General features: G+C 65.6%; 22 protein-coding genes. 17 read left to right on the forward strand and 5 right to left on the reverse strand.

Features of this window, described 5'->3' with window-relative positions:
* Nucleotides 1–61: 61 nt before the first annotated feature.
* Genes JIP62_RS05050 through JIP62_RS05060 form a run of 3 tightly spaced genes read left to right on the forward strand, consistent with a single transcriptional unit; the run spans nt 62 to nt 2,060 of the window.
* Complete coding sequence (locus JIP62_RS05050; protein WP_201103816.1) at nt 62–316, forward strand: PqqD family protein; 255 nt, start codon at nt 62–64, stop codon at nt 314–316.
* Nucleotides 313–1,224, forward strand: a complete 912-nt coding sequence (locus JIP62_RS05055) for an HPr kinase/phosphorylase (RefSeq protein ID WP_201103817.1) — start codon at nt 313–315, stop codon at nt 1,222–1,224. Before JIP62_RS05050 ends, JIP62_RS05055 begins: the two co-directional genes overlap by 4 nt.
* A complete protein-coding gene (locus JIP62_RS05060; protein WP_201103818.1) occupies nt 1,221–2,060 on the forward strand; it encodes a sulfotransferase domain-containing protein in 840 nt (279 codons plus the stop codon). Before JIP62_RS05055 ends, JIP62_RS05060 begins: the two co-directional genes overlap by 4 nt.
* A 59-nt stretch (nt 2,061–2,119) precedes the next feature.
* On the opposite strand, the gene JIP62_RS05065 is transcribed toward JIP62_RS05060, so the two are convergent.
* On the reverse strand, nt 2,120–4,012 hold the full coding sequence (locus JIP62_RS05065) for an asparagine synthetase B family protein (RefSeq protein ID WP_201103819.1): 1,893 nt from the start codon (nt 4,010–4,012) through the stop codon (nt 2,120–2,122).
* A 204-nt stretch (nt 4,013–4,216) separates the two neighbouring features.
* Between JIP62_RS05065 and JIP62_RS05070 the strand changes: the two genes are divergently transcribed.
* The 13 genes from JIP62_RS05070 to JIP62_RS15225 all read left to right on the forward strand — a co-directional run bounded on the left by JIP62_RS05070 (nt 4,217) and on the right by JIP62_RS15225 (nt 12,721).
* Entirely contained in the window at nt 4,217–4,849 is a 633-nt protein-coding gene (locus tag JIP62_RS05070) for a phage tail protein (protein WP_230974871.1), read from the forward strand.
* Nucleotides 4,842–5,396 carry a phage tail protein gene (locus tag JIP62_RS05075; protein ID WP_201103821.1) on the forward strand — a complete coding sequence of 185 codons (555 nt, stop codon included), beginning with the start codon at nt 4,842–4,844 and terminating at the stop codon, nt 5,394–5,396. Before JIP62_RS05070 ends, JIP62_RS05075 begins: the two co-directional genes overlap by 8 nt.
* 6 nt (nt 5,397–5,402) lie before the next feature.
* The gene (locus JIP62_RS05080; protein WP_201103822.1) at nt 5,403–5,954 is read left to right on the forward strand and encodes a phage tail protein; all 552 of its coding nucleotides are present in this window, start codon (nt 5,403–5,405) and stop codon (nt 5,952–5,954) included.
* Nucleotides 5,955–6,422: 468 nt separating this feature from the next.
* Nucleotides 6,423–6,962: a phage tail protein gene (locus JIP62_RS05085; protein WP_201103823.1), complete on the forward strand. Its 540-nt coding sequence runs from the start codon at nt 6,423–6,425 to the stop codon at nt 6,960–6,962.
* Between the two features lie 22 nt (nt 6,963–6,984).
* Nucleotides 6,985–7,515 (forward strand): phage tail protein, encoded by a 531-nt coding sequence (locus JIP62_RS05090; protein ID WP_201103824.1) that lies wholly within the window; start codon nt 6,985–6,987, stop codon nt 7,513–7,515.
* Nucleotides 7,516–7,526: 11 nt separating this feature from the next.
* Nucleotides 7,527–8,081, forward strand: coding sequence for a phage tail protein (locus tag JIP62_RS05095; RefSeq protein ID WP_201103825.1), 555 nt, complete (start codon nt 7,527–7,529; stop codon nt 8,079–8,081).
* A 10-nt stretch (nt 8,082–8,091) separates the two neighbouring features.
* Complete coding sequence (locus tag JIP62_RS05100) at nt 8,092–8,580, forward strand: GNAT family N-acetyltransferase (protein WP_201103826.1); 489 nt, start codon at nt 8,092–8,094, stop codon at nt 8,578–8,580.
* A gap of 22 nt (nt 8,581–8,602) precedes the next feature.
* A complete protein-coding gene (locus tag JIP62_RS05105; RefSeq protein ID WP_201103827.1) occupies nt 8,603–10,360 on the forward strand; it encodes an ABC transporter ATP-binding protein in 1,758 nt (585 codons plus the stop codon).
* A 74-nt stretch (nt 10,361–10,434) separates the two neighbouring features.
* Entirely contained in the window at nt 10,435–11,538 is a 1,104-nt protein-coding gene (locus tag JIP62_RS05110) for a nucleotidyltransferase domain-containing protein (RefSeq protein ID WP_201103828.1), read from the forward strand.
* The gene (locus JIP62_RS05115) at nt 11,535–11,957 is read left to right on the forward strand and encodes a lasso peptide biosynthesis B2 protein (RefSeq protein ID WP_201103829.1); all 423 of its coding nucleotides are present in this window, start codon (nt 11,535–11,537) and stop codon (nt 11,955–11,957) included. The genes JIP62_RS05110 and JIP62_RS05115 overlap by 4 nt, the downstream gene beginning before the upstream one ends.
* Nucleotides 11,958–12,077: 120 nt before the next feature.
* A complete protein-coding gene (locus JIP62_RS15215) occupies nt 12,078–12,209 on the forward strand; it encodes a hypothetical protein (protein WP_269145467.1) in 132 nt (43 codons plus the stop codon).
* 204 nt (nt 12,210–12,413) lie between these two features.
* Nucleotides 12,414–12,542 carry a hypothetical protein gene (locus JIP62_RS15220; RefSeq protein ID WP_269145468.1) on the forward strand — a complete coding sequence of 43 codons (129 nt, stop codon included), beginning with the start codon at nt 12,414–12,416 and terminating at the stop codon, nt 12,540–12,542.
* A 53-nt stretch (nt 12,543–12,595) separates the two neighbouring features.
* Nucleotides 12,596–12,721 (forward strand): hypothetical protein, encoded by a 126-nt coding sequence (locus tag JIP62_RS15225; protein WP_269145469.1) that lies wholly within the window; start codon nt 12,596–12,598, stop codon nt 12,719–12,721.
* Between the two features lie 61 nt (nt 12,722–12,782).
* On the opposite strand, the gene gltB is transcribed toward JIP62_RS15225, so the two are convergent.
* From gltB to JIP62_RS05135, 4 genes are all read right to left on the reverse strand, one after another.
* On the reverse strand, nt 12,783–17,261 hold the full coding sequence (gene gltB, locus JIP62_RS05120) for a glutamate synthase large subunit (RefSeq protein ID WP_201103830.1): 4,479 nt from the start codon (nt 17,259–17,261) through the stop codon (nt 12,783–12,785).
* A complete protein-coding gene (locus tag JIP62_RS05125) occupies nt 17,258–18,664 on the reverse strand; it encodes an NAD(P)-dependent oxidoreductase (protein WP_201104586.1) in 1,407 nt (468 codons plus the stop codon). Before JIP62_RS05125 ends, gltB begins: the two co-directional genes overlap by 4 nt.
* Before the next feature lie 261 nt (nt 18,665–18,925).
* The gene (locus JIP62_RS05130) at nt 18,926–19,618 is read right to left on the reverse strand and encodes a TorF family putative porin (RefSeq protein WP_201103831.1); all 693 of its coding nucleotides are present in this window, start codon (nt 19,616–19,618) and stop codon (nt 18,926–18,928) included.
* Nucleotides 19,619–19,729: 111 nt separating this feature from the next.
* The gene (locus tag JIP62_RS05135; RefSeq protein WP_201103832.1) at nt 19,730–21,079 is read right to left on the reverse strand and encodes an ammonium transporter; all 1,350 of its coding nucleotides are present in this window, start codon (nt 21,077–21,079) and stop codon (nt 19,730–19,732) included.
* A 399-nt stretch (nt 21,080–21,478) separates the two neighbouring features.
* On the opposite strand from JIP62_RS05135, the gene JIP62_RS05140 reads away from it, so the two are divergent.
* Nucleotides 21,479–24,052, forward strand: coding sequence for a TonB-dependent receptor (locus tag JIP62_RS05140; RefSeq protein ID WP_230974873.1), 2,574 nt, complete (start codon nt 21,479–21,481; stop codon nt 24,050–24,052).
* The last annotated feature ends 11 nt before the right edge of the window (nt 24,053–24,063 follow it).

Genomic DNA, 24,063 nt, shown 5'->3' on the forward strand with positions numbered 1-24,063 from the left:
GGCTTCTCCGCGATTGTAGTGACGATGTGGGGATTCGATGGCGGTTGCGCTGAATGATCGGGTGAGCCGGCTGGAAGGATTTCTGAAAGCCTCGGTCGGGGACAATCTGGTGCTGCTGGACATGGACCAGGGCGTCTATGTCGGCCTGGACGCGATCGGAGCCCGTATCTGGGATCGGATCGAGACTCCCGCGGTCGTTTCCGACATCTGCGAAGAGCTGGCCCGCGACTATGCCGCCGAAGCGGATGTCATCCAGGCCGACGTGCTGAAGTTCCTGAACCAGTTGTTCGATCAGAAAATGATCGCCGCAGCATGACCGACGGCTATCTGTGCGGATGGCGGGTGCGTTCGGAACTGGACCTGCCGGAATTGGCCCCCTGGACGGGCCCCGATATTGCGCCGGACGTGGTGTTCCGGTTCGGCGAGACGCCGACCGAACTGGATGACGTCATCGAGCGGACGCCGTTCGTTCAGGTCAGCCGGGACGGGACATGCCTGCTGATCCATCCGGGCGTGGCCAGCTATCATATGACCGGCCCGGACGAGGTGGTCCTGTCGGTCAATCCGGAGGCCAGCGAGGCCGAGGTTCGCCTTTTCCTGCTGGGATCAGTGCTGGGCTATCTGTGCCATCGGCGTGGGCTGTTTCCGTTTCACGCCTCCTGCGTGTCGATCAACGGAAAGGCCGTGGCCTTTTCCGGACCGTCCGGCGCGGGCAAGTCGACAACGGCCGTCAGCCTGGCCAAGCGCGGCCACCCCCTGCTGGCCGATGACATCACCGCGATCGATGCTACCGGCTCGGGCACGCCCATCATCTATCCTGCCTTTCCAAGGTTGAAGCTGTGGCAGGACAGTCTGAGCTCCGTGGGGATCGACAGCGAGGGGTTGGAACGCAATCGCCCCGGCATGAGCAAATTCCACTATCGGCACCATGAGGAATTCGCCGCCGCCGCCACCCCCCTCGCAGCCATCTTCATGCTGCAGAAAGCGGCTCCCGGACTGGACGAACAGATCACCCGGCTGGAACGGCCGGTCGAGATCATCTCCACGATCAGCAGCGAAGTGTTTCGCCCTCGAGTCGGCCAGGCCATGGGCCGTCGCCCTGCCCTGCTCGCGGCTCAGGCCCGGATCGCATCGACCGTTCCGGTCTATCGTCTGGTTCGTCCGTTCGATCTGAAGGCGATCGACACCTGGCTGCAGCAGGTGGAGGGCATCGTCGGTCAATGAGCGGCCTGACCCTGATCGCCTCCTATCCCAAGTCAGGCAACACCTGGATGCGGGCCTTTCTGGCCAGCGTGAACCGGGGTGGCGAGGCACCCGACATCAACACAGACCTGTCTGACGTCGCCCAGTTGTCGGCACGCGGCAAGGTGGATGCGGCAATCGAGGAAAACTCGTCGGACCTGACCGTTGAAGAAGTGGCCCGAATTCGCGCGCACGTCAGCCGCCATTTCGCGGCCCTGGGCGAGGCCGCCCTCAAAGTCCACGATGCCAATCTGACGGCGCCCCATGCTGAGGAACCCGCCTATCCCGTCGATGTGATCGACCGGGTGGTCTATATCGTGCGCGACCCGCGCGATGTGGCGGTGTCCAACACCCACCATTTCGGCAAGACCATCGAGGATGTGGTCGCCCGTATGGCCGACCCGAACTATGGCATCGGCCAGGCCCAGCAGCGGCTGAACACCCAGGTTCACCAGTATGTGTCCAGCTGGAGCCGCCATGTCGAAAGCTGGCTGGATGATGCACGGTTGAACCGGCTTCTGGTTCACTACGAGGACATGCTGACCGATCCGATTCCAACCTTTACCGGGGTGGTGCGGTTTCTAGGCCTGGATGCCGACGACGGCGTCATCGCCCGCGCGATCTCGGCGACCTCTTTTGATCAACTGGCCGAGCAGGAAGCAAAATCGGGATTTCGGGAGCGCCTGACCCAGTCGGACGCCCCCTTTTTTCGCCAAGGTCGGATCGGCGGTTGGCGCGAGCGACTGTCCCCTGAACTGGCGGCCCGGATCGAAACCGACCACCGCGTGGTGATGCAGCGCCTAGGCTATCTGGACTGACCGACCGCAAGGGTCAGCCGCGCCATCTTTCAGGCCATGGCACCGCAACAGTCCGAACCTCAGGCGTTGCCGCCCTCAATCCGTCGCACGAAACGGCCGGCGGCCACCGCGCGGCCGATGACCAGTTTGTAGTCGTGCTCCCCGACCCGCGAATCCTCACCCGGCCCGGGCCATTTTTCCAGAAGCGCGCTCATCCGGTCCAGGTCCAGGGCGCGAGACGCCAGGGGGCTGTGTCGCAGGCGTTCGACGTCAGAAATCAGCTGGGGCATCGCCTTGTCGAAGCCATGGCGCCAGTCCGCCGCCTGAAGCCCCCGGCGCTGTTCGGTGCGGATCACCTCGGGCAGCATACCGCGCATGGTGTCACGCAGCAGGGCCCGCTGCACTCCCCGGCGCTGGAACTGATGCTCGGGAATGGACAGGGACAGTTCGACGACACGACGATCGGACGTGGGATCACGCTGGTCCACGCCATAGCGACGCAGAGTCCCGGTGTGCATGGTCCCGCGGTGGCTGGAGCGTGACAAGGCCAGCAGCCTTATGGCCCGGCTGTCGCCGACCGCCAGGTTCCGCATACTGCCGGCGACCTTGCGCGCATGCTCGTCCAGGCCCGATGCGACCAGGAATTCGGAATCAATCGCCGAATAGGTTTCCAGCTCCGGGCGGCTCTTGTCGAAGAGCCGGCGCACACGTTTCATCAGCGGCACCGGAAGGAAGCTGTCCCCGACATTGGCCGCAATCGTCGTCCAATTCATGCCGCCGTGACGGTTCTGATCCAGGGCCACGCGGGCGGCTCCGACCATGTCCATGGCCTTCAACCGCTGGGTCAGAAGTTCGGCACCGGTCCAGCTCATGGTCAGATTGCCCATGCTGCCGGCCAGCAGCACGTTCAGCCTGCGATCGCGGCAGGCTTTGTGGATACCGTTGATCCAGACCATGTTGGTGGGGTTCAACAGCGGCCAGTCCATGCCCGCCTCTCGGCTTTCCAGGGCATCGACGATCGTCTCGCCCTCGTTCGGGACCCGAACGTGGTCGATGTTCGGATACATGGCGGCCAGGGCGGCGGCGTGATCCCATTCGTCGGCGAACCGTTTCGGCGAGACCTTGGCCTTATGCACCGGGGTCGCTGTGAAGGACGTCAGACCACGGCCCTGTTCGGCCAGGTGCCGGGCCGCCAGCGCGGTGACGGTGGAACTGTCCAGTCCCCCGCTGAGCATGGATCCGATGCGTTCGCCGTCGCCGATCCGGCAGGCGACGGCCTCGATCAGGGCGGCGCGCATCGCCTCCTCATACTCCGCCTCGGTCGCCAGGTTCAGATACGGAAGGTTCTCCGGCTTCCACCAGGTCTCGGTGCGGACGGCGTTGCCTTCCCAGATCGAACGGGCACCGGGCGGAACACTGAAGATGTCCTTGAAGAAGCTGGTGTGGGGCGGACGCGGGATCAGACAGAGCCAGGCGGCCAGCGCCTCTTCGTCGATCTGGCGGGGCACGTCGCCGTCGGCCCACAGGCCGCGCTGTTCGTTGGCGAAGCGGATCTCGTTTGGCCCGGTCCAGTAGTAGAGCGTCCGCAGGGCGGCGGGGTCGGTGGCCATCACCAGGCGACGGCGCTGACCGTCCCAGATGGCGCAGGCAAAATCGCCGATAATCCGGTCGCAGAAATCATCGCCCCAGGCCTCGAATGCCAGCAGTGCGATGTCGGCAGTGCTGCGCCGGTGCAGATCGTCGATGCCCAGGGCGCGGCGAAGATCATCGCGGTTGTCGATCCGCCCGTCGAAGACTGCGGCCCTGTCACCCGGCCCCACGGCTGTGGAGGCCTCGTCGACACTGGCCAGGGTTACGCCGGGTCCATACCAGACATCGCGCGACCGCGGATCGGTGATGGTGATCGAAGCGAGGGGCCGGTCGATGGGCGTGGGCGCAGAGGGATCCAGGTTGACGCGGCCGCAAATGCCCATGGTGTCGCTGTCGCTCCCCGTGTCCTGCCCGGAGACTAGGCCGGCGCAAATCTGCCCGCTGTCTAGCAGACCAGCAGCGGAAAAGTCATGCCACGGAAGGGACCGCCGCCAGACCGCCCGATGTTTGCACGCCGATGCGACTCACCCAAGCCTGAAGCCAAGCTAGTCGGCGTGCCGCCTGGGAGGCGCGGCTCGTGTCGAACGATGACTTTCCGTTCAACCCCGCCTCTGCGAGACACACCCTTGGCAGGCCAGCGCAATATCGACGTCCCGTGCTTTCTGGGGGAGATCCGGGCTTTTCCCTACGACCGCGTGCCCGCCGGATGGCGGGTGTGTGACGGTGCTCTGCTGCGGATTCAGGACTACCCGCCCCTCTTTGCCCTGCTGCGCAATCGCTACGGCGGCAATGGCATCAGCGAGTTTGCCCTGCCTGATCTGAGGGGGCGCACGCCGGTCGGCATCGGCTCATCCGACGGCCACGCCTACAGCCTTGGGGAAAAGGCGGGCGAAGAGGCCGTTTACCTCAGCGAGTATCAGGTTCCGACGCACACCCACGCCCTGCGAGCGACGACAGACGTCGGCAATACGGGCGCGGCCAAGGACAATCTGATTGCCACGGTCAATCACGACGATCTGTCCCCGCCCGGAAAGCATCCGCTCTATGGACCGGCAGGGGCCGCCGAACAGCCGCTGCTGAAGACCAGCATCCGCAATGCCGGGGGCGGTGGCGCTCATGACAACATCCAGCCCTCATTGGTCCTCCGCTACTGCATAGCCATGGAGGGCGTCCCGCCGCTGTCGGGGACAGCCAAGACCGAGGAGGTCGCCGTTGTCTGACAAATGGATGGATATCGACTGCTATCTGGGTGAAATCCGGCTGTTCGCCGGTCCGGTCCCGCCCAAGGGCTGGCTGTTCTGCAAGGGTCAGACGCTGCTGATCCGCGACTATCCAGCCCTGTATTCGCTTCTCGCCACCAACTGGGGCGGAGACGGCAGGACCAATTTCGCATTGCCGGATATGCGCGGTCGGGTGCCGATGGGCCAGGGTCACAGCCCCGGCCTGACCCCGCGCAACTTGGCCGAGAGGCCGGGCACCGAGACCGTCACCGTGACGCCTGACGGGCTGGGTTCCCATCATCACAGTCTGAGGGCAACCATCCGGCCGGCCACCTCCGTGACACCGCAGCCGAACCTGATGCATGCGGCGGTGAGGTCACCGGCCAGGGCCTATTTCGCTCCGACACCCCCGGTCAACGATCTAATCCTGGACAGCAAGACGCTGGACCCCGTCGGCGGTGGTCAGGCCCACGACAACATGATGCCGACGACGGTGATCAACTTCATGATCGCGACCGACGGCTTCTATCCGGCTGAAAAGGACTGAGCGCGAATGGACGCCTATACCGCAGAGATCCGGGCCTTCCCGTTCGATGTTGTCCCGGCGGGCTGGCTGCCTTGCGACGGTGGGACCGTGGCCGTCGCCACCTATCCGGCTTTGGCGAGCCTGATCGGCACCCTGTACGGCGGCGATGGTGTGCGAACCATCGGTCTGCCCGATCTCAATGGGCGGGCCCCGATGGGCGAAGGCCAGGGCCCCGGCCTGACCAACGCCCCTCTGGCCCGCAAGTCCGGCAAGGGCCAAGTCGCCCTGACGACGGATCAGATCCCGCCGCACACGCATGAGGTTGTCGCCAATAGCGGTGCCTATTCGGCAATGACCGATGTTCCGCAATCAACGACAAGTCTGTCTCGCGTCATAGTCCCGAACGGTACAGCCACGTCTGTCGCCGAGAACTTCTCCTCTGTCGGCTCCGTGGACACGACCCTGTCGGCGGACGCCGTGGGCAGCAATCTGGGCGGCGAAAGTCACAACAACGTCCAGCCTGTCCTCGCTATCCGGTACTGCATATGCGCGGAGGGCCTCTACCCCCGGCCTGACTGAGGCCGTGGCCATCCGATCGCAATGAAAAGGCCGCGTACCTCCTCGGATACGCGGCCTCTTTCTTTGACCTCTGAAGGACTGTCCAGAGCCGAACTCAGGATGTGCCAGTACCGTCGGTTTGACCGAAGGTGCCAACTTCAGCTTTGCCAGCAGCCTGGATATCGATCGTCGGAGCGGTCCAGGCCAGACGACCTTCGGTGGCAGAGGCCGGGGTTTCGGACGTAACAGTCGGCATCATGGATAGTCTCCAAAGAAGGGATTCAGCGAGAGCCGCAATCGTTCGAAGGTGCCAAAGATTCCGCAAAAAGGCAAACGGGCACCGATAATCCGGTACTATTTTCGGTTGCATATACAATCTTTGGATGTATCCTTCAGTTGTCTGCTTACGGGCGGGTGGCGCAGGGAGGGGTGCCGCCGGTTCGACAGGGTGCGCCTCGCGCCTGTTCCCTCCTGTCGGAGCTCCATCGAATGTCCGATTATTTCGTCGGCGAGATACGTGCCTTTGCCTTCGGTCAGGTCCCCCAAGGCTGGCATCTGGCGGATGGGACGGTTCTTCAGACCGGCCAGTACGCCGCACTGTTCTCCCTTCTGGGCAATGCCTATGGCGGGACCTACCCCCAGACCTTTGCCTTGCCTGACCTGAGAGGCCGTGTGCCCGTCGATGTGGGCTCGGCGGCGGGCGCCACCTATGCGCTGGGGGCCAAGACGGGGTCGGAGAACGTCGCCCTGACGCTCGGCCAGCTTCCTGCGCACCAGCATGCGCTGAATGCCACCACCGCGGTGGGCAACACCGGCAATGCCAACGGCAATGCCATCGCCACGGTCAATCAGGACGACCTGACCCCGCCGCAGCAGCGCCCCCTGTACGCCGCGCCAGGCACGCTCCAGCCGCTGCTGGCGTCCTCGGTGGGAACGAAAGGCGGGGGTGCCGCCCATCCGAACATCCAGCCCAGCACGGTCATCAACTACTGCATCGCCCTGACCGGCCTTTATCCGCCCCGGCAATAGCCGCTTCTGAAGGGATATCCCGATGGACTATTATGCTGGCGAAATCCGCATGTTCGCAGGCCCCAATGTGCCGGAAGGCTGGGTGCCGTGCGATGGCCGGACGCTGAACATCAACGACTATCAGATCCTCTACGCCCTGCTTGGCACCACATGGGGCGGCAATGGCACCACCACCTTCGGCATCCCGGACCTGAGGGGACGGCTGCCGATGGGCCAGGGTCAGGGCCCGGGCCTGACGATGCGCAACCGAGGCCAGATGCTGGGCACCGAGACCGTCGCCCTGACCGAGGCCCAGATGCCTGCTCACACCCATACCCTCAACGCCACGACCGCCGTGGCGACTTCGGTGACGCCCGGCCCCGGCCTGCTGCATGCGGATCCCGCGGACCCCGCCCGGGCCTATTTCGCCCCCACCGCCCCGATCACCAATCTGACGCTGGAAGACCCCACGATCGGCAATCAGGGCGGTGGTCAGCCCCACAGCAATCTGATGCCGACCAGTGTGGTGACTTTCATGATGGCCACCAACGGCCTGTATCCCGTTCAGCCCTGAGGAGTGCGACCATGGATGCCTACACCGGTGAAATCCGCGCCTTCGGATTCAATTTTCCGCCCCAGAACTGGGCCCTCTGCGACGGCTCGCTTCGCAACGTCAATCAGTATCAGGCCCTCTATTCCATCATCGGCAATCTGTACGGCGGCACCGTCAATCAGACCTTCGCCCTGCCGAACCTGTTGGGCCGTGCGCCGATGGGATCGGGCACCGGACCGGGCCTGACGCCGCGAACCCTGGCAACCAGCACAGGTGCCCCCACGGTGGCTCTGACAACGTCTCAGATGCCGGTGCACAACCACGGCCTGACCGCAAACAACGCCACCTATCCCAATATGGCCTCAGGGCCAGGCACGACCACCGCCCTGTCGCGCGTCATGGTGCCCAATGGCACGGGGGCTTCCGTCGCCGAGAATTTTTCGTCGACGGGCGGCCTGGATACGGCGCTGAATTCCGCCGCGATCGGTGTGCAGGGCAATGGAGAGGCGCACAACAACGTCCAGCCGATCCAGGTCCTGAACTTCTGCATCTGCCTGGACGGCTATTATCCCGTCCCGGCTTCGTGAATATGGCCCCATGACCATGGACGCAGGATCATGGACCCTGCGTCCAGCCGGCCCGGGCGACGAGCCTTTCCTTCAGGCTCTGTATTGCGACGTCCGGGCCGCCGAGTTCGCGCAAATGGGTTGGCCGCCAGAGATTTTGGCGGCCTTCCTGGCCGATCAGTGGCGTATTCAGGCCCGCGCCCATGCGCTGAGCCATCCGAACGCTGAACACTCTATCGTGGAGCAGGACGGCCTGGCGGTGGGATACCTGCTTGTGTCGCGCACATCGTCCGACCATCGGATCGTGGACATCAGCCTGATGTCTCAGGCGCGGGGCCGAGGGCTGGGCTCCAAGGTCCTGGCCGGGATCTGCGAGCAGGCCGATGCACAAGCTTGCACCGTCAGCTTGAGCGTCCTGACCACCAATCGGGCGCAGGCCCTTTATCGCCGGCTGGGCTTTGTGCCCGTCGATGACGGCGAACCCTATCGTCAGATGGTCAGGCCGCGACCGGCTTGCTAAGCTGCCGGTCATGGGTTCGGGCATGATTCAGCTTTTGGCGCGGTGCGCGGCGTTCGCGCGCGGCGTGGCGGACTATGCCGGGCGACGTGCGATCGGGGCGACCGTCTTTGTGGCCCTCGGCGCCTTGCTGGAAGGGTTCGGCATCGTACTGCTGATCCCACTGCTGGCCACGCTGATGAACGGCAGCGATGCCCTGCCCTGGCCCGATGGCCTGCCCAATCCGCTGACGGGACTGGAGCCCGGCCAGAGCCTGGCTCTGATCCTTCTGGCCTTTGCCGTCATCATGGTTCTGAGGCTGGCAGTCCTGTGGCGGCGCGATACCCTTCTGGCAGCCTTGCAGATCGGATTTGTCGAAAGCCACCGCCGGATGATCGCGCGGGGCCTGGCGGCAGCCCGGTGGGAAAGCCTGACGCGGCTGGGGCATGCCCGTGTCACGCACATCCTTTCGGCCGATATTCAGCGCTGCGGCGCGGGCGTCCATTTCCTGATGCAGGGCAGCGTCGCCCTGTTCATGCTGTCAATTCAGATCGTGCTGGCCTTTCTGCTGTCGCCCCCCCTGGCCGCCCTGGCCGTCGGCCTGATGGCGCTCGGCGCCCTGCTGCTTTCATTGCTGCTGAAGCGCGCACTGGGGGCCGGGACCCAGGTGTCGCAGTCGAACATGGCGGTGATGACCAGCCTTGGGCGGTTCCTGGGCGGCATGAAAATGGCCATGAGCCAGAACCTTCAGGGCCGGTTCGTCGCCGGCTTCGAACGGGACCTTGCGACCTCGGCGGAGCGGCAGATTACCTTCATGGGGCAGCAGACCCTGATGCGCGGGGTCTGGGCCCTGCTGGGGGCCGGGGTTGGGGCTGCGGTCCTGTTGATCGGCTATGCGGTGCTGGGACTGTCGGCCCCGGTGCTGATTGCCCTGCTTCTGGTGCTGGCGCGGATCAGCGGGCCGGCCGCGACCCTGCAGAACGGTCTTCAGCAGATCGCCTACAGCCTTCCGGCCTGGGAGGCGCTGAAGTCGCTGGAGCACGATCTCGGGCACGCCCGGGCCGAGCAATCGGGGCCGGTATCCGTCACACCCCCGACGGGCACCGTCGTGCTGGACACTGTCGTCTATCGTCACCGGACGGACGATGGTGAGGCGTCGGGCGGCGTACATGGCATCAGCCTGAAGATCGAGCCGGGCGAAATCATCGGCCTGTCCGGCGCGTCGGGCGCGGGCAAGACGACCCTGGCCGACATACTGGCCGGGCTTCTGTCCCCTCAGTCGGGCACGGTCAGTATCGGAGGGCGGGCGCTGACCGCCGACCTTGCTCCGGCGTGGCGTGACCGCGTGGCCTATGTCGCCCAAGACCCGGTGCTGTTCAACGACACGGTCCGGGCGAATCTGAGCTGGGTCGGGTCCGATATCGACGAGGCCGCGATCCGCCATGCCCTGTCCCTGGTCGGAGCCGATCCCCTGATCGCCCGCCTGCCCCAGGGCCTCGACACAGTCGTGGGCGAGAACGGGGCCCTGATCTCGGGCGGCGAACGCCAGCGACTGGCCCTGGCCCGGGCGATCCTGCGCCGACCGTCGCTGATGATCCTGGACGAGGCGACCAGCGCGATCGACGTCGCGGGCGAGCGGGCCGTGCTGCTGCGACTTCTTGAGCAGACCCCCCGTCCGACCATCGTCATGATCGCCCACCGGGCCGAAACCCTGTCCCTGTGCGAGCGGATCGTCACCGTCATTGAGGGTCGGGTCACCAGCGACAGGCGCGAAGGAACCGTCCCTCTGGGTTCCGCGGCATGAGTGGGATCTCGGCTGAACTGGCTCTGGCGGCTGCCTGCTGTCGTCGACCGCCCTCCGCGCAGCGAAACGCGGCGGTGATTGCGGCTGCCGAAGGAATCGACTGGCCCCGCTTCGCGCGCGTCCTGGCCCGGCACCGGATCACGGCATTGGCCCTGGACGGCCTGCGACAGGCCGGGGTCGCATTGCCCGAAGCCGTGGCGGCAAGGTTGAAGCCCATCGCCGTTCGCGAAACCCATCGATCGCTGGCCATGGCCGCCGAGACGGCCCAGCTTCAGAAAGCGTGCGATGCGGCGGGCCTGCCCTGCGCCTTCGTCAAGGGCGCAAGCCTGGCGGCCCTGGCCTATGGCGACGCGGGCATCAAGAAGTCTCACGATATCGACCTGCTGACGACGCCAGAGGCGGCAGTCGAGGTCCGCGCCCTGCTGGAGAGCCGGGGCTATCGCATGACGCTTCCGGCCGATCTGGATGCGGCGCGCTTCCTGGTCCTGATCGAGCATCACAAGGAGGCCGCCTTCGTCCACGGCGTCACCGGCCATATGGTCGACCTGCACTGGCGGCTACTGGATCAGGCCTGGGTTCTGCCAGGGATCGATGTGGCCGATGCGGTTCGGACCGTCGGCCTGGGCGGTGTCCCGGTACGAACCCTGCCGGACCCGGCGCTGTTCGCCTATCTGTGCGTGCACGGATCGGCCCATGCCTGGAACCGTCTGAAGTGGTCGGCGGACCTGAACGCCTTCCTGTCTCATCGCTCACAGGACGTCGTCGAGCATCTATACGAGGCGGCCGTGGCCATGGGGGCTGGCCGCGCCCCGGCCATGGGGCTGATCCTTTGCCAGCGGCTCTATGGGTTGGAGGTGTCGCCGTCGCTCGCTGATGTTCTGAAGCGGGATCGGATCGCTCAAGCCCTGGCCGACAACGCCCTGGCCTGTTTGAACTACGGTCAGGGGGCGGTGGAACTGCCTCTGCCCTATTCGCTTCCTGTCGTGCGGATCAAGCTGGCGCAGCTGTTCCTGATGCCCGGTGCCGGCCATCTGAAACGCGAGCTGGCCCGGCGGATGAACTCGCCGGACGACCGGATCAAGCTGGGCCTGCCCCCGGCGCTGAGTTTCCTCTATCTGCCGCTGCGGGTGCCGCTTTGGCTGATGCGCCATGGGCGCGCGCTGATCGGACGGCGATGAACAGTCTCGTGCGTAAGTTCCGGCGGCTGATGCTGCTGGCCGAGGCCTTTGTGCTGTCGATCGCGGCGGCGGCAGCGGTCGCCTTTGTGCCGTTCAAGCGGATTGCCGCCTGGTCCAGCCGCCAGCCCCCGCCCCAGCGCGTGCCCGCCGACCCGCTGCCTGCTGTGCGGCGGGTCCGATGGGCCGTACGGTTGTGGGCCAAGGTCGTGCCGTGGCGTTCCATGTGTTTCGAACAGGCCCTGTCGGCCCAGTGGATGCTGCGCCGACGTGGCGTGGCCACCACCCTGTTCTATGGCGTGGCCAAGGACCCGGAAAAGGGCTTCATCGCCCACACCTGGGTCAAGAGCGGCGACCGACCGGTCGTGGGCTGCGAGAACGCTTCGGACTTCACGGAACTGGCGCGGTTTCCGGCGGCCTAGGCTGGCTGAAATTGCCGATTTTTGAGCCGACTCTATTGCGACGATCTTGCGTAGCTTGTCAGCATTCTGCAAACGCTGCTGCGAAGACTCATACGCCACCACTATCAAGGGGATAAGTCCATGAACGACAATCACGCCGAAGCATACGAGGGCAAGCTGGAATGGTCCGCGCCCAAAATCGACATCTCACAGGTCGCCGGCGCTGAAGTCGGCACGGTCGATGGTTCAGACGCCACGTTTGTGGGTTCCTGACGAAGCTCAAGAACAATGACCGTTCAGACCGGGCTGGAGCGATCCAGCCCGGTCTTTTCATGTCAGGCGCGCCGTGCGACCTGAGCCGAGGGTTCTTCCACCGCAGGATGTGACGGAAGTTGAGCAGGGCCGCTTGAGTCGACTTCACCGCTCTGTCAGCGTCGTGCGCAGTGTACGGTTGCAATCAAAGAGTGGAGATGTGCGATGACCAAACGGACCATCACGAACGACGCCGACAAGCCGGAATGGACGGCACCTGAGATCGACGTCATGCAGGGCAACGATGCAGAAGGTGGTGGCTCTACCAATGCCGACTCCAACGCCGCCAGCTGACTTTTGTTAGTCGGCGACGAGTAGAACGCCGACCACTATCAGGGGATAATTCCATGAACGATCACACCGAAAATGACGCGGGCAAGCTGGAATGGTCCGCGCCGCAAATCGATCTCACCGCTGCCACCGAAGCAGAGAACGGCAGTTCTGTCGGAGGCGACATTACGCTTGCATCCTGAACGGCTAGCCATGCTGAGGATGTGAGGCCGGGCTGGAGCGATCCAGCCCGGTCTTTTCGTTTCAGGCGCGCCGTGCGACCTGGGCCGAGGGTTCTTCCAGCGGCAGTACGTGACGGAAGTTGAGCAGTGCTGCGGCCCAGCCCTCCAGCAGGCGCCGCGCCAGGGGTGAGCCGGTCTCGGCCGCATGGCGTTCGACCAGGGCCCGCAGGCGGTCGCCCGCCTCGCCCATCACCCGACCGGCCACGACCGATCCCGCATTCAGATGGGCAACCGCCGTCGATGACGGGTCCCAGACGAAGGCCTCGCCGCCCGACATGCCGGCCCCGAAATTCCAGCCGGTCTTGCCCAAGACCACCACCACGCCGCCGGTCATGTATTCACAGCCGTGGGCACCGCAGCCCTCGACCACCGCCGTGACGCCCGAGTTGCGGACCGCGAACCGCTCGCCCGCCGCCCCCGCCGCGAACAGGGCCCCGGAGGTCGCGCCGTACAGGCAGGTGTTGCCGATCAGGGCCTGCCCCTGAACCCATGCGGGCGGGCGGACCACGATCTGAGCCCCCGACAGACCCTTGCCGACATAGTCGTTGGCCTCGCCGTCCAAGACGATCTTCAGCCCCTTCATGCCCCAGGCCGCCATCGACTGACCCGCCGCCCCGCGCAGGTTCAGCGTCAGGTGACCGTCCGGCAGGTCCGAGCCATAGGTCCGCACGATATGCGACGACAACCGCGTGCCGATGGCCCGCTGGGTGTTCATCACCGCATAGGTCAGCTGCATCTTCTCGCGCCGCTCCAGGAAGGGGGCGGCGTCGCGTAGGATTTGGCCGTCCAGTGAGTCCGGCACGGCATTGCGCGGTGCATCGGCCGGCTTCAGATCGGCCGCTCCACCGACGCGGACCAGCAGCGGGTTCAGATCCAGATCATCCAGATGATCGCCGCCGCGAGACACCTGCCGCAGCAGGTCTGTGCGGCCCACCGCCTCGTCCAGCGACCTCAGGCCCAGGCTTGCCAGGATCTCGCGCGTCTCCTCGGCGATGAAGGTGAACAGGTTCACCACCTTGTCCGCCGTGCCGGTGAACATGGCGCGCAGCCGTTCGTCCTGAACACAGACGCCGACGGGGCAGGTGTTGGAATGGCATTGACGCACCATCAGGCAGCCGACCGCCACCAGCGAGGCCGTGCCGATGCCGAACTCCTCGGCCCCCAGCAGGGCGGCAATGACCACATCGCGGCCGGTGCGGATGCCGCCGTCCGTCCTCAGCCGGACGTGACCGCGCAGGCCGTTCAGGCTGAGAACTTGATGCGCCTCGGTCAGGCCCATCTCCCAAGGCATGCCCGCATGCTTGATCGAGGCGACGGCCGAGGCCCCCGTGCCGCCGTTGTGGCCCGCCACCAGGATGGTGTCGGCCTTGGCCTTGGCCACCCCCGCCGCGATCGCGCCGATGCCCGATGAGGCGACCAGCTTGACCGTCACGCGCGCATCCGGGTTGATCGACTTCAGATCGTAGATCAGCTGGGCCAGGTCCTCGATCGAATAGATGTCGTGGTGCGGCGGCGGGCTGATCAGGCCGACACCCGGCGTCGAGTGACGCATCCGGGCAATGAATTCGGTGACCTTGAAGCCGGGCAGCTGACCGCCCTCGCCGGGCTTGGCCCCCTGGGCGACCTTGATCTCGATCTCGCGGCACTGGTTCAGATATTCGGCGGTGACGCCGAACCGGCCAGAGGCGATCTGCTTGACCGCAGAGTTCGGATTGTCGCCATTGGCGCGGGTGACATAGCGTTCCGGATCCTCGCCCCCCTCGCCCGAGACCGACCGGGCACCGATACGGTTCATGGCGATGTTCAGCGTCTCGTGCGCCTCGGGGCTCAGCGCCCCCAGCGACATGCCGGGCGTGACAAACCGCTTCCTGATCTCATTGACGCTTTCGACGTCCTCGACCGGGATGGGCAGGGCCTCACGGAAGTCCAGCAGGTCGCGCAGGGCGTTGGACGGCTGTTCGCGGGCGCGCCGGGAATAGGATTTGTAGCGGCCATAGTCGCCGCGGGTGGTCGCATCCTGGATCCGGTGGATCATCTCGGCGTCCCAGCCGTGGCTTTCCTCGCCGGCGCGGATGCGGTGTGCGCCCCCGATCCGCAGGGCCGGCTTGGGCGGGTTGAAGCCGCGCTCGGCCTTGCGGACCGCCTGGGCCTCGATGCCTGCCAAGCCGACGCCGGAAATCCGCGACGTCATGCCGGGGAAGAACTCGGCCGCCAGGGCCCGGCTGAGGCCCAGGGCTTCGAACTCATAGCCCCCGCGATAGGCCGAGATGACCGAGATGCCCTTCTTGGCCAGGATCTTCATCAGCCCGGCCTCGACCGCGCCCTTGTGGTTCAGGCAGGCGTCCCGCAGCGTCATGCCCGGATAGCGACCCGCATCCAGACGCTCCAGGAAGGTCTCCTGTGCCAGCCAGGCATTGACCGCCGTTGCACCGCATCCGACCAGGACAGCAAAGGCATGGGCGTCGATCGCCTCGGCCGAACGGACCACGATCGACGACAGGGCCCGCAGCCCCTCGTCCACCAGCCGGGCATGAACCCCGGCCGTGGCCAGGATCATCGGGATCAGCGGTCGCCCTGCCCCGGCCCATTCATCGGTCAGAACGATCAGGGCGGCCCCGCCGCGCGCCGCAGCGACAGCCTCGTCGCGGATGCGGTCCAGCGCGGCCTTCAACGCTGCTCCGGGCGCAGCGTCAGGCTCGTGCACGAAGGTGCAGTCGATCACCGTCGTCGCGCCCGCGCCGACCGCCTCCAGCATCCGCTCGTACATGCCGGTGGTCAGGACCGGGCTGTCCAGCACGAAAACCCGCGTCTGGGTCTCGTCCTGAGCCAGAATGTTGCCCAGGTTCTTGAACCGGGTCCGCAGGGACATCGCCCCGGCTTCGCGCAGGGAATCGATCGGCGGATTGGTGACCTGGGCAAAGGCCTGGCGGAAATAGTGGCTGAACGGGCGATCCTGATGCGACAGGACCGCAGGCGGGGCGTCATCGCCCATCGAGCCCACGGCCTCCTTGCCGTCCACGGCCATCGGATCCAGCAGGGTGTCGATGTCTTCCTGGGTCCAGCCGACGGCGGCCTGAAACCGGGTCAGCGCTTCACCGGACAGGCGGCGCGGTTCGTCACCGGGGCCCACCACAGGCTCCAGCTCGACCATGTTGGACAGCCATTCCCGATACGGGTGCTCGCCCGCCAGACGATCGATGGTCTGGGTCTCGTCATAGAGGACGCCCGCTTCCAGATCGATTGAGATCATCCGCCCCGGACCGATGTGCATCCGGCGTGCGACGCGATCGTCGGCGATCCCGGTCATGCCGACCTCGGACCCGCAGATCAGCAGTCCATCGGTCGTCTCAGCGACACGCAGAGGTCGCAGGCCGTTGCGGTCCTTGCCCGCCACGACCCAGCGGCCGTCGGTGGCACAGATGGCGGCGGGTCCGTCCCACGGCTCCATCACCGCATTGCAATAGGCATAGAGAGCGCGGTGATCGTCCGAGATCAGCCCCGCGATGGGGGCCTCCGGGATCAGCAGCGCCTTGACCATCGGAGCCGGGCGGCCGGCGCGCACCAGAACCTCGAACACATTGTCCAGAGCAGCGGAATCGGAGCCCTCGGCCTGGATGACCGGCTTGACCGTGGCGTCGTCTGCCCCGAACGCAGCCGCCGTCATGCGGATCTCGTGACTGCGCATCCAGTTGGCATTGCCGCGCAGAGTGTTGATCTCGCCGTTGTGCGCCAGCATGCGGAACGGCTGGGCCAGGCGCCATTCGGGGAAGGTGTTGGTCGAATACCGCTGATGGAACAAGGCGACATTGGCCTCGACCCGCGCATCGGTCAGGTCGGGGTAGAACTCGCCCAGCGCCTCGGCCAGCATCATCCCCTTGTAGATGACCGAGCGTGCCGACAGCGAGCAGATGTAGAAGGGCGACAGCCCCGCCGCCTTGGCCCGCGCCTCGATCTTGCGGCGCAGCAGATACAGGGCCCGCTCCAGGTCCTCGCCATCCAGGCCTTCGGGGGCGCTGAGCATGATCTGCTCGATTTCGGGCCGGGTCGCGGCGGCCCGTTCGCCCAGGATTTCGGGCCGGTGCGGCACTTGGCGCCAGCCATACAGATAGAAGCCGGCGGCCATGACCTCCCGCTCGACCACGACGCGGGCACGCTCCTGGGCTCCCAGGTCGGTGCGGGGCAGGAAGACCATGCCGACTGCGATCGGGCCGGGACGCGGCTCATGCCCCGCATCGCGGACCTGCTGTTCGAAAAAGACGCGCGGAAGGCCGATCAGTATGCCAGCCCCGTCGCCCGACTTGCCGTCCGCATCGACGGCCCCGCGGTGCCAGATGGCCTTCAGCGACTTGAGCGCCAGTTCCACGACCTCGCGGCGCGGCCGGCCGTCGATGGCGGCCACCAGGCCGACCCCGCAGGCATCGCGCTCAGACGCCGGGTCATAGGCATGGGCATCGATCAGCCGCTGTCGGTCGGCCAGATACTGTTGATGGTCGAAGGTCATGCGGCAACTCTCGCCGAAATGGATGGGGCACGCGCCGTCAGCCAGGCGTCGATCTCGGCGGCAGCGTCCTGGCCGTCGCGCACGGCCCAGACGACCAGCGAGGCACCGCGCACGATATCGCCTGCCGCAAACACCCCTTCCAGGGTCGTTGCCTTGGTCCGGCCCGCCGTCCGAACTGTGCGCCAATCGGTCAGGGCCAGGTCGGGCGAGACGAAACGACCGGGGATGTCTTCGGGCTCGAAGCCCAGGGCTTCGATCACCATGTCGGCGGGGCGATCGAACTCGCCCCCCGGCACTTCCTCGACGCTCCAGCGGCCATCGGCCCCTTGCGCGGACAGGGCCATGCGGATCGAGCGCACGCCGGTGACGCCGCCCGCGCCGCCCAGGACGGCGCGGGGCGAGGCCAGCCATTCGAAGACGATGCCTTCTTCCTCGGCATTGGCGACCTCGCGCGCACTGCCGGGCATGTTGTCGCGATCGCGGCGATACAGGCAGACGACCGAGGCCGCGCCCTGGCGGATCGCGGTGCGGACACAGTCCATGGCCGTATCACCGCCCCCGATCACCACGACGCGCTTGCCCTGGGCACTCAGCGAACCGTCGACCACCGCAGGGACGACATCGCCCAGCCCCGTCCGGTTCGAGGCGATCAGATAATCCAGGGCCGCAACGACCCCATGCGACCCGCAGCCCGGCGCAGTCAGTCGACGCGCCTGATAGACGCCCGTGGCGATCAGGACGGCATCGTGGCGCGAGCGCACCTCGGCAAAGGAAAGATCGCCTTCGCCCGATCCGCCGATATCGACGCCCAGCTCGAACACCACGCCGCCGTCGATCAGACGGTCGACCCGGCGCTGGACGACGTGTTTTTCAAGCTTGAAGCCCGGGATGCCATAGATCAGCAGCCCGCCGGCCCGATCGTGCCGATCATAGACCGTGACGGCATAGCCGGCGCTCCGCAGGCGATCGGCGGCCGCCAGACCCGCCGGACCCGCGCCCACGATCCCCACCGACTGCCCCCGCTCGACCAGGGGTCGGATCGGTGTGACCCAGCCGTTCTCGAACGCCATATCGCCCAGCCAGCGCTCGACCGAGCCGATGGTGACGGTCTCCCAGCCGGATTGCTCCAGCGTGCAGGAGCCTTCGCACAGCCGGTCCTGCGGGCAGATGCGGCCGCAGATTTCGGGCATGGTGGAGGTCGCTTCGGACTGACGCCAGGCCTCCTCGGCCCGGCCTTCGGCGGCCAGCTTCAGCCAGTCGGGAATGTTGTTCTCCAGCGGACAACCCGACTGGCAGAATGGCACGCCGCACTGGGCACAGCGGCTGGCCTGGGTGGTCCCGGCAGCCGGGGCGAAGTCGGCATAGATCTCGTCAAAAGCACGCACGCGATCGTTGGCCGACATCTTGGCCGGCCCGACGCGCGGCGTGACGACAAAGGTTTGATTGGCGGACTTCAACGGACTCTGGCCTCGGACAGCGGGGCATCGCAATTAGCGGCTTGCAGCAAATTCGGCAATATGATTGCCACGGAATGATGCCGATGCAGCCAAATAGACAAAAAATAGCGCCATAGGCGCTATCATTGGACAATCATTTCCAGCGCTCGACCTTCAGCCGCGAACGCCGTTGTGCGGCTGTCCGGTTTCCCGGACAGCCGCGACGGATCAGAAGGCGTACTTCAAGGTGGCAACGCCACGTCCTTCGGACAGGGTGCCGTCGTAGTCGGTGTCGTGATAGCGGACGTCCAGACCGATACCCGCCACCAGCGGAAGGCCAAGGCCGACGTTCCAGGTGGTGTAGTCCTCGTTGACGTCCAGCGACTGGAAGCCGACCGCACCAGAGACCGACACACCGTTATCGGCCGCATAGGCAGCGTTCACCTCGCCATAGACGGCTTCTTCATCCAGGCCGAAGAAGTCGGGCGAGATATAGGCCGCCGCACCGATGGTGTAGGGGCCGATGGCGCGCGAGGCCGCCAGCTTCACTTCAAGATAGTCATAGTCGACGCCATCGGGAGCATCGACATACAGATAGCCGACCACGCCGACGTCGAATGCAAAGCCGGCCGCTTCGGTGCGATAGCCGCCATACACATCGACCTCGGCATCGGTGCTGTCGCCGAAGTCGACATTTGAGGCCCATGCCCCAGCGTAAAAGGAGCCGACGGTGGCATCGACGCCGCCGAAGACTGCGGGATCTTCATTGGTCTGGCTGAAGCCGCGGAAGACATAGTCGCTGGTCACGCCCGCATTGAAGGCGAACTCCGGCGTGGACTGGGCCTGCGCCGCACCGGCCATGGCCAGCTGGCCCAGGGCAACAACGGCCGCCGCAGCGGCGATGGCAAAGGTCTTTTTCATTTCAAGTATCCCCTTGTTTTCTCGATGGTCGTTTCTGTTTGAAGGCACGTCTCAGGCAGGTCCGGCGAACCGGTTGGCGGGCGCGGATGGGAAGCTCCGCGCCCGGCCGGATCACGGGGCTTCGAGAGCCTCGCCGTGAAGGTGGGTGTCCAGGCCTTCGGCTTCCTGGGATTCCGACACTCGCAGGCCCGTGGTGAACTTGCAGAGGATCAGGATGATGAAGGTGCCGATGGCGCTGTAGACGATCGTCCAGGCCAGCCCCATCGCCTGGGTCCCGATGTTGGCCCCTTCGGACAGGCTGTTGATGGTGGTGGTGGCCAGCAGGCCGGTCAGCAGCGCCCCGATCAGGCCGCCCGCACCGTGGATGCCAAAGGCGTCCAGCGAGTCGTCGTAGCGCAGCAGCTTCTTGATCCAGACCGAGAAGATATAGCAGCCCGCACCCGAGACCAGGCCGATGATGACCGCGCCCTTCGGATCGACGAAGCCGGCGGCCGGGGTGATGCCCACCAGGCCGGCCACGATGCCCGACAGCATGCCGATCAGCGAGACCTTCTTCTTCTCGATGACCTCGATCAACTTCCACGACAGGGCCGCAGCCGCCGCCGCCAGGATCGTATTCAGCAGGGCCACGGCCATCAGGTCGTTGGCCGCACCGGCCGAGCCGGCATTGAACCCGATCCAGCCGACCAGCAGCAGGGAGGCGCCGATCAGGGTCAGGACAGGGTTGTGCGCGACGATCGGCTCGGTGCCATATCCCTTACGGCGTCCCAGGAAGACCGCGCAGACCAGGCCCGCCACGCCGGAGTTGACGTGAACAACCGCGCCGCCCGCGAAGTCCAGAACACCCGCCGAACCCAGGAAGCCGCCACCCCACACCCAGTGACAGATTGGGGCATAGATGAACAAGGTCCACAGCAGGGTGAACAGCAGCAGGGCGGAATATTTGAACCGCTCTGCGAACGCTCCGGTAATCAGCGCCGGCGTGATGATGGCGAAGGTCATCTGGAACGAGATGAACAGAAACTCGGGAATGCCCGGCAGCAGGCTGTTGGCGCTCTGCAGGGTCACATTGTTCAGCAGCAGCATGTCGAAGCTGCCGAAATAGGGCTGGATCTGCTCGGCGGAGAGACCGAACAGCCCATTGGCCGATCCGAAGGCGATGCTGTAGCCCGCCAGAAACCAGGCCAGGGTCACGACGGCGAAGACGCCGACGGACTGGGTGATGGTGGCGATCACGTTTTTGCGTCGCACCATGCCGCCGTAGAACAACGCCAGACCCGGCAGGGTCATCAACAGGACGAGGGCCGTGGAGGTCCCCAGCCAGGCCGTTCCTGCGGCATCCAATTCCAGCGCAGCCTGGTGTCCCAGAAGGGGCGCGGCATGCGCCATACCCCCGGCGGCAAGCGCAAGCCCCGTTCCGAGTGCGAGACCGCCTGCAAGGCGGTGCCAGTGTCGTGTCATCTTTGATCCCCCAATGATGCATTTCGCATTAGCGAACTGTTTACGCGGCATTGGAAAAGCGCAAGGGGATCGCAAGAGATCAGAGCACTTTTCGTGCCCTGTTACCGGTAATTTTGCGTATATATCAGCAATTTTATCCCTCCATTGAAGTGTGCATCGCAACATATGCCCAGCTTTATGGTCAAGGTTGGCTGGATTTGTCGGGAAAGGACATTCTGACGAAAAACCGTCAAATTTCGTCGATCCCACACGAAACGTGGCCCTCATGCATCGTCCCGACGCGGACAGATCGTCACGACTGCGTCGGCACTTGGTCACAGGGCAGCAATCGACACGTCGCGCCTCCGACACTGACCGCCGTTAACCCGCCTCAAAGCGTCAAGCTTGGGGGATATTCAGATGAACAGTCGTATGGGGCATCGCGCCCGGATCATGGGCGCCAGCATTCTGGCACTGAGCTGGGCCGGCGCGTCGGCGGTGGCCGCACAGTCGCAGGATGAGGCCACCTCGGTCGACGAGATCGTCGTGACGGCTCAGCTGCGCGAGCAGGATCCGATCGAGGTCCCCTTCGCCCTGACTGCCTACAGCGGCGAAAGCCTGCGTGAGCTGGGCGTCCAGGAGTTCGAACAGCTGTCGGCCTTCGTCCCCGGCTTCCTGGTGCAGAACCAGTCGCCGAACAATCCGGGCTTCGTGATGCGCGGCATCACCTCCGATTCGGGCGAAGCCACCACCGAACCGCGCGTGTCGGTCTATCAGGACGGCGTTTCGATTTCGAAATCGCGCGGATCCTATGTCGAGCTGTTCGACCTGCAGCGGGTCGAGATCGCCAAGGGTCCGCAATCGACCCTGTATGGCCGGGGAGCCCTGATCGGGGCCGTCAACCTGATCCAGAACCGCCCGGCGATCGGCCAGTCCTTTGGCGAGGCCGAAGTTCAGGCCGGCGACTATGGCTATGCCATGGTCGAGGGCGTGGCGAACATCGCCTTGGGCGACACCCTGGCCCTGCGTCTGGCGGGCCGGGTCAAGACCCGCGACGGCTTCGTCGAGAACCTGCTGGGCGGTGACGACTACAACAGCATCGACACCCAGGCCTTCCGCGCCTCGCTGGCCTTCGCGCCCAGCGACAGCTTCCGCTACGACGTCATCGCCAACTGGCAGGGTGACGAAGCCAGCGGCACGTCCTTCAAGTCCATCGCCTATGCCCCGGCCGATCCCAACACCGGCGCGGTGCTGGGTGGTCGCGATCCCTGGGACGGCGCGGCCCTGACGCCGACGGCGGCCTTTGACGGCGGCAAGGCCCTGGGTCTGGATCGCGAAGTCTGGGGCGTGACGGGCATCGGCCGGTTCGACCTGAACGCCGACTGGACCGTGACCTCGATCACCGCTTATCGCCAGTTCGACTCCTATGAGACGTTCGACGCCGATGGCGTGTCCCTGCCCATCCTGATCGCGGCCGAACAGGCTGAGGGCGAGCAGTGGAGCCAGGAGCTGCGCCTGAATTTCGACAACGGCGGCCGCCTGTCGGGCTTCGTCGGCGCCGGAGCCTTCCACGAGGAAGGATCGCAGCGCACCCCGACCCAGTTCGACGAACGGATCGCCCTGGCCCAGCTGGCCGGCTTCCTGGACGGCAACCCGTTCGCGGTGGGCAGCAACACCCTGCCGGCCGCCGCCTATGGCTCGCCGGCGATCCTGGACCCGATCCTGACCAGCTTCGGCCTGGGGGCCGCCGTTCCGGGCATTCGCAACAATCTGAAGCCCGTCCACATCGAGGAAGCGACCAACACCAGCGAGCTGACGTCCTATGACGTGTTCGGCGACGTCACCTTTGCCGTCACCGACCGGTTCGAGATCGCCGCGGGCATCCGCTACACCACCGACGACAAGACCACCGGCTATTCCAGCCGCGTCGTCAACGGCCGGTCGGTGCTGGGCGGCCTGCTGGCCGTGCAGCAACTGCAAGGCCAGATCGCGGCTCTGGTGGCCCAGGGCACGCCCCAGTCCCTGGCCCAGGCAGCGGCCCTGGGGGCGGTTGCGAATGCCATCGTCACCGGACTGGCCACGCCGGGTGCCGCCAATGCCCCGATCAGCGCCGCCTTCCCGCCCTTCGGCCTGACCGCCCAGCCGACGCCGAACAACGGCGACTTCGTCTATCGCGACCTGGAAGACGACGGCCTCACCTGGCGTCTGACGGCCCGCTATGACCTGTCGGACGATGCCAGCCTGTATGCCAACTATGCCCGCGGTCGCCGTCCCAAGGTGCTGAGCGCCGGTGCGCCCTCCGCGCCCCTGTCCAACCCCAACTTCACCGAGGTGGACGCCGAGACGGTCGACAGCTTTGAAATCGGAGCCAAGGGCGCCTTCATGGACGGCCGTCTGCGGGCTGATGGCGCGGTGTTCCACTACAGCTACGAAAACTTCCAGACCACGATCCAGGACGGCACGCGGTTCATCACGGCCAATGCCGGCGAGGCCACGTCCTATGGCTTCGAGGGCCAGATGAGCTTCCAGGCCACGGACAGCATCGATGTGTTCGGCACCTACGGCTACAATCACTCGCGGTTCGAGGCGGGCATCTATGACGGCAACCGCTTCCGCCTGTCGCCCGACCACATGGCCTCGATCGGCATGACCTGGTCGCTCCCGCTGCAAGGCGGCGATGTGATCATCCAGCCGACCTATACCTGGCAGTCGGAAGTCTTCTTCAACGACGACAACGACATCCCTGCCCTGCAGACCCGCAACTTCGTCGCCGACCTGATCCAGGACGAGGTTCAGGACGCCTATGGCCTGCTGAACCTGCGGGTCCGGTTTGTGTCGGGCTCCGGCAACTGGGAGGTCGAAGCCTTTGGCGACAATCTGCTGGACGAGGAATACATCAAGGATGCGGGCAATACGGGCGATGCCCTGGGCCTGCCGACCTTCATCGCGGGTCGTCCGCGGATGGCCGGCCTGTCCCTGCGCCTGCGCTACTGATCCAGCCGGAG

It is taken from the genome of Brevundimonas vitisensis, assembly GCF_016656965.1.
Lineage (GTDB): Bacteria > Pseudomonadota > Alphaproteobacteria > Caulobacterales > Caulobacteraceae > Brevundimonas > Brevundimonas vitisensis.

What these genes read in the sequence shown, in the direction of transcription:
- JIP62_RS05115 (WP_201103829.1), top strand. Translation starts at nt 11,535, where the DNA reads ATGAACAGTCTCGTGCGTAAGTTCCGGCGGCTGATGCTGCTGGCCGAG.
- JIP62_RS05100 (WP_201103826.1), top strand. Translation starts at nt 8,092, where the DNA reads ATGACCATGGACGCAGGATCATGGACCCTGCGTCCAGCCGGCCCGGGC.
- gltB (WP_201103830.1), bottom strand. Translation starts at nt 17,261, where the DNA reads ATGACCTTCGACCATCAACAGTATCTGGCCGACCGACAGCGGCTGATC.
- JIP62_RS15215 (WP_269145467.1), top strand. Translation starts at nt 12,078, where the DNA reads ATGAACGACAATCACGCCGAAGCATACGAGGGCAAGCTGGAATGGTCC.
- JIP62_RS15220 (WP_269145468.1), top strand. Translation starts at nt 12,414, where the DNA reads ATGACCAAACGGACCATCACGAACGACGCCGACAAGCCGGAATGGACG.
- JIP62_RS05105 (WP_201103827.1), top strand. Translation starts at nt 8,603, where the DNA reads ATGATTCAGCTTTTGGCGCGGTGCGCGGCGTTCGCGCGCGGCGTGGCG.
- JIP62_RS05090 (WP_201103824.1), top strand. Translation starts at nt 6,985, where the DNA reads ATGGACTATTATGCTGGCGAAATCCGCATGTTCGCAGGCCCCAATGTG.
- JIP62_RS15225 (WP_269145469.1), top strand. Translation starts at nt 12,596, where the DNA reads ATGAACGATCACACCGAAAATGACGCGGGCAAGCTGGAATGGTCCGCG.
- JIP62_RS05125 (WP_201104586.1), bottom strand. Translation starts at nt 18,664, where the DNA reads ATGTCGGCCAACGATCGCGTGCGTGCTTTTGACGAGATCTATGCCGAC.
- JIP62_RS05065 (WP_201103819.1), bottom strand. Translation starts at nt 4,012, where the DNA reads ATGGGCATTTGCGGCCGCGTCAACCTGGATCCCTCTGCGCCCACGCCC.
- JIP62_RS05055 (WP_201103817.1), top strand. Translation starts at nt 313, where the DNA reads ATGACCGACGGCTATCTGTGCGGATGGCGGGTGCGTTCGGAACTGGAC.
- JIP62_RS05070 (WP_230974871.1), top strand. Translation starts at nt 4,217, where the DNA reads ATGACTTTCCGTTCAACCCCGCCTCTGCGAGACACACCCTTGGCAGGC.
- JIP62_RS05140 (WP_230974873.1), top strand. Translation starts at nt 21,479, where the DNA reads ATGAACAGTCGTATGGGGCATCGCGCCCGGATCATGGGCGCCAGCATT.
- JIP62_RS05135 (WP_201103832.1), bottom strand. Translation starts at nt 21,079, where the DNA reads ATGACACGACACTGGCACCGCCTTGCAGGCGGTCTCGCACTCGGAACG.
- JIP62_RS05095 (WP_201103825.1), top strand. Translation starts at nt 7,527, where the DNA reads ATGGATGCCTACACCGGTGAAATCCGCGCCTTCGGATTCAATTTTCCG.
- JIP62_RS05085 (WP_201103823.1), top strand. Translation starts at nt 6,423, where the DNA reads ATGTCCGATTATTTCGTCGGCGAGATACGTGCCTTTGCCTTCGGTCAG.
- JIP62_RS05080 (WP_201103822.1), top strand. Translation starts at nt 5,403, where the DNA reads ATGGACGCCTATACCGCAGAGATCCGGGCCTTCCCGTTCGATGTTGTC.
- JIP62_RS05130 (WP_201103831.1), bottom strand. Translation starts at nt 19,618, where the DNA reads ATGAAAAAGACCTTTGCCATCGCCGCTGCGGCGGCCGTTGTTGCCCTG.
- JIP62_RS05060 (WP_201103818.1), top strand. Translation starts at nt 1,221, where the DNA reads ATGAGCGGCCTGACCCTGATCGCCTCCTATCCCAAGTCAGGCAACACC.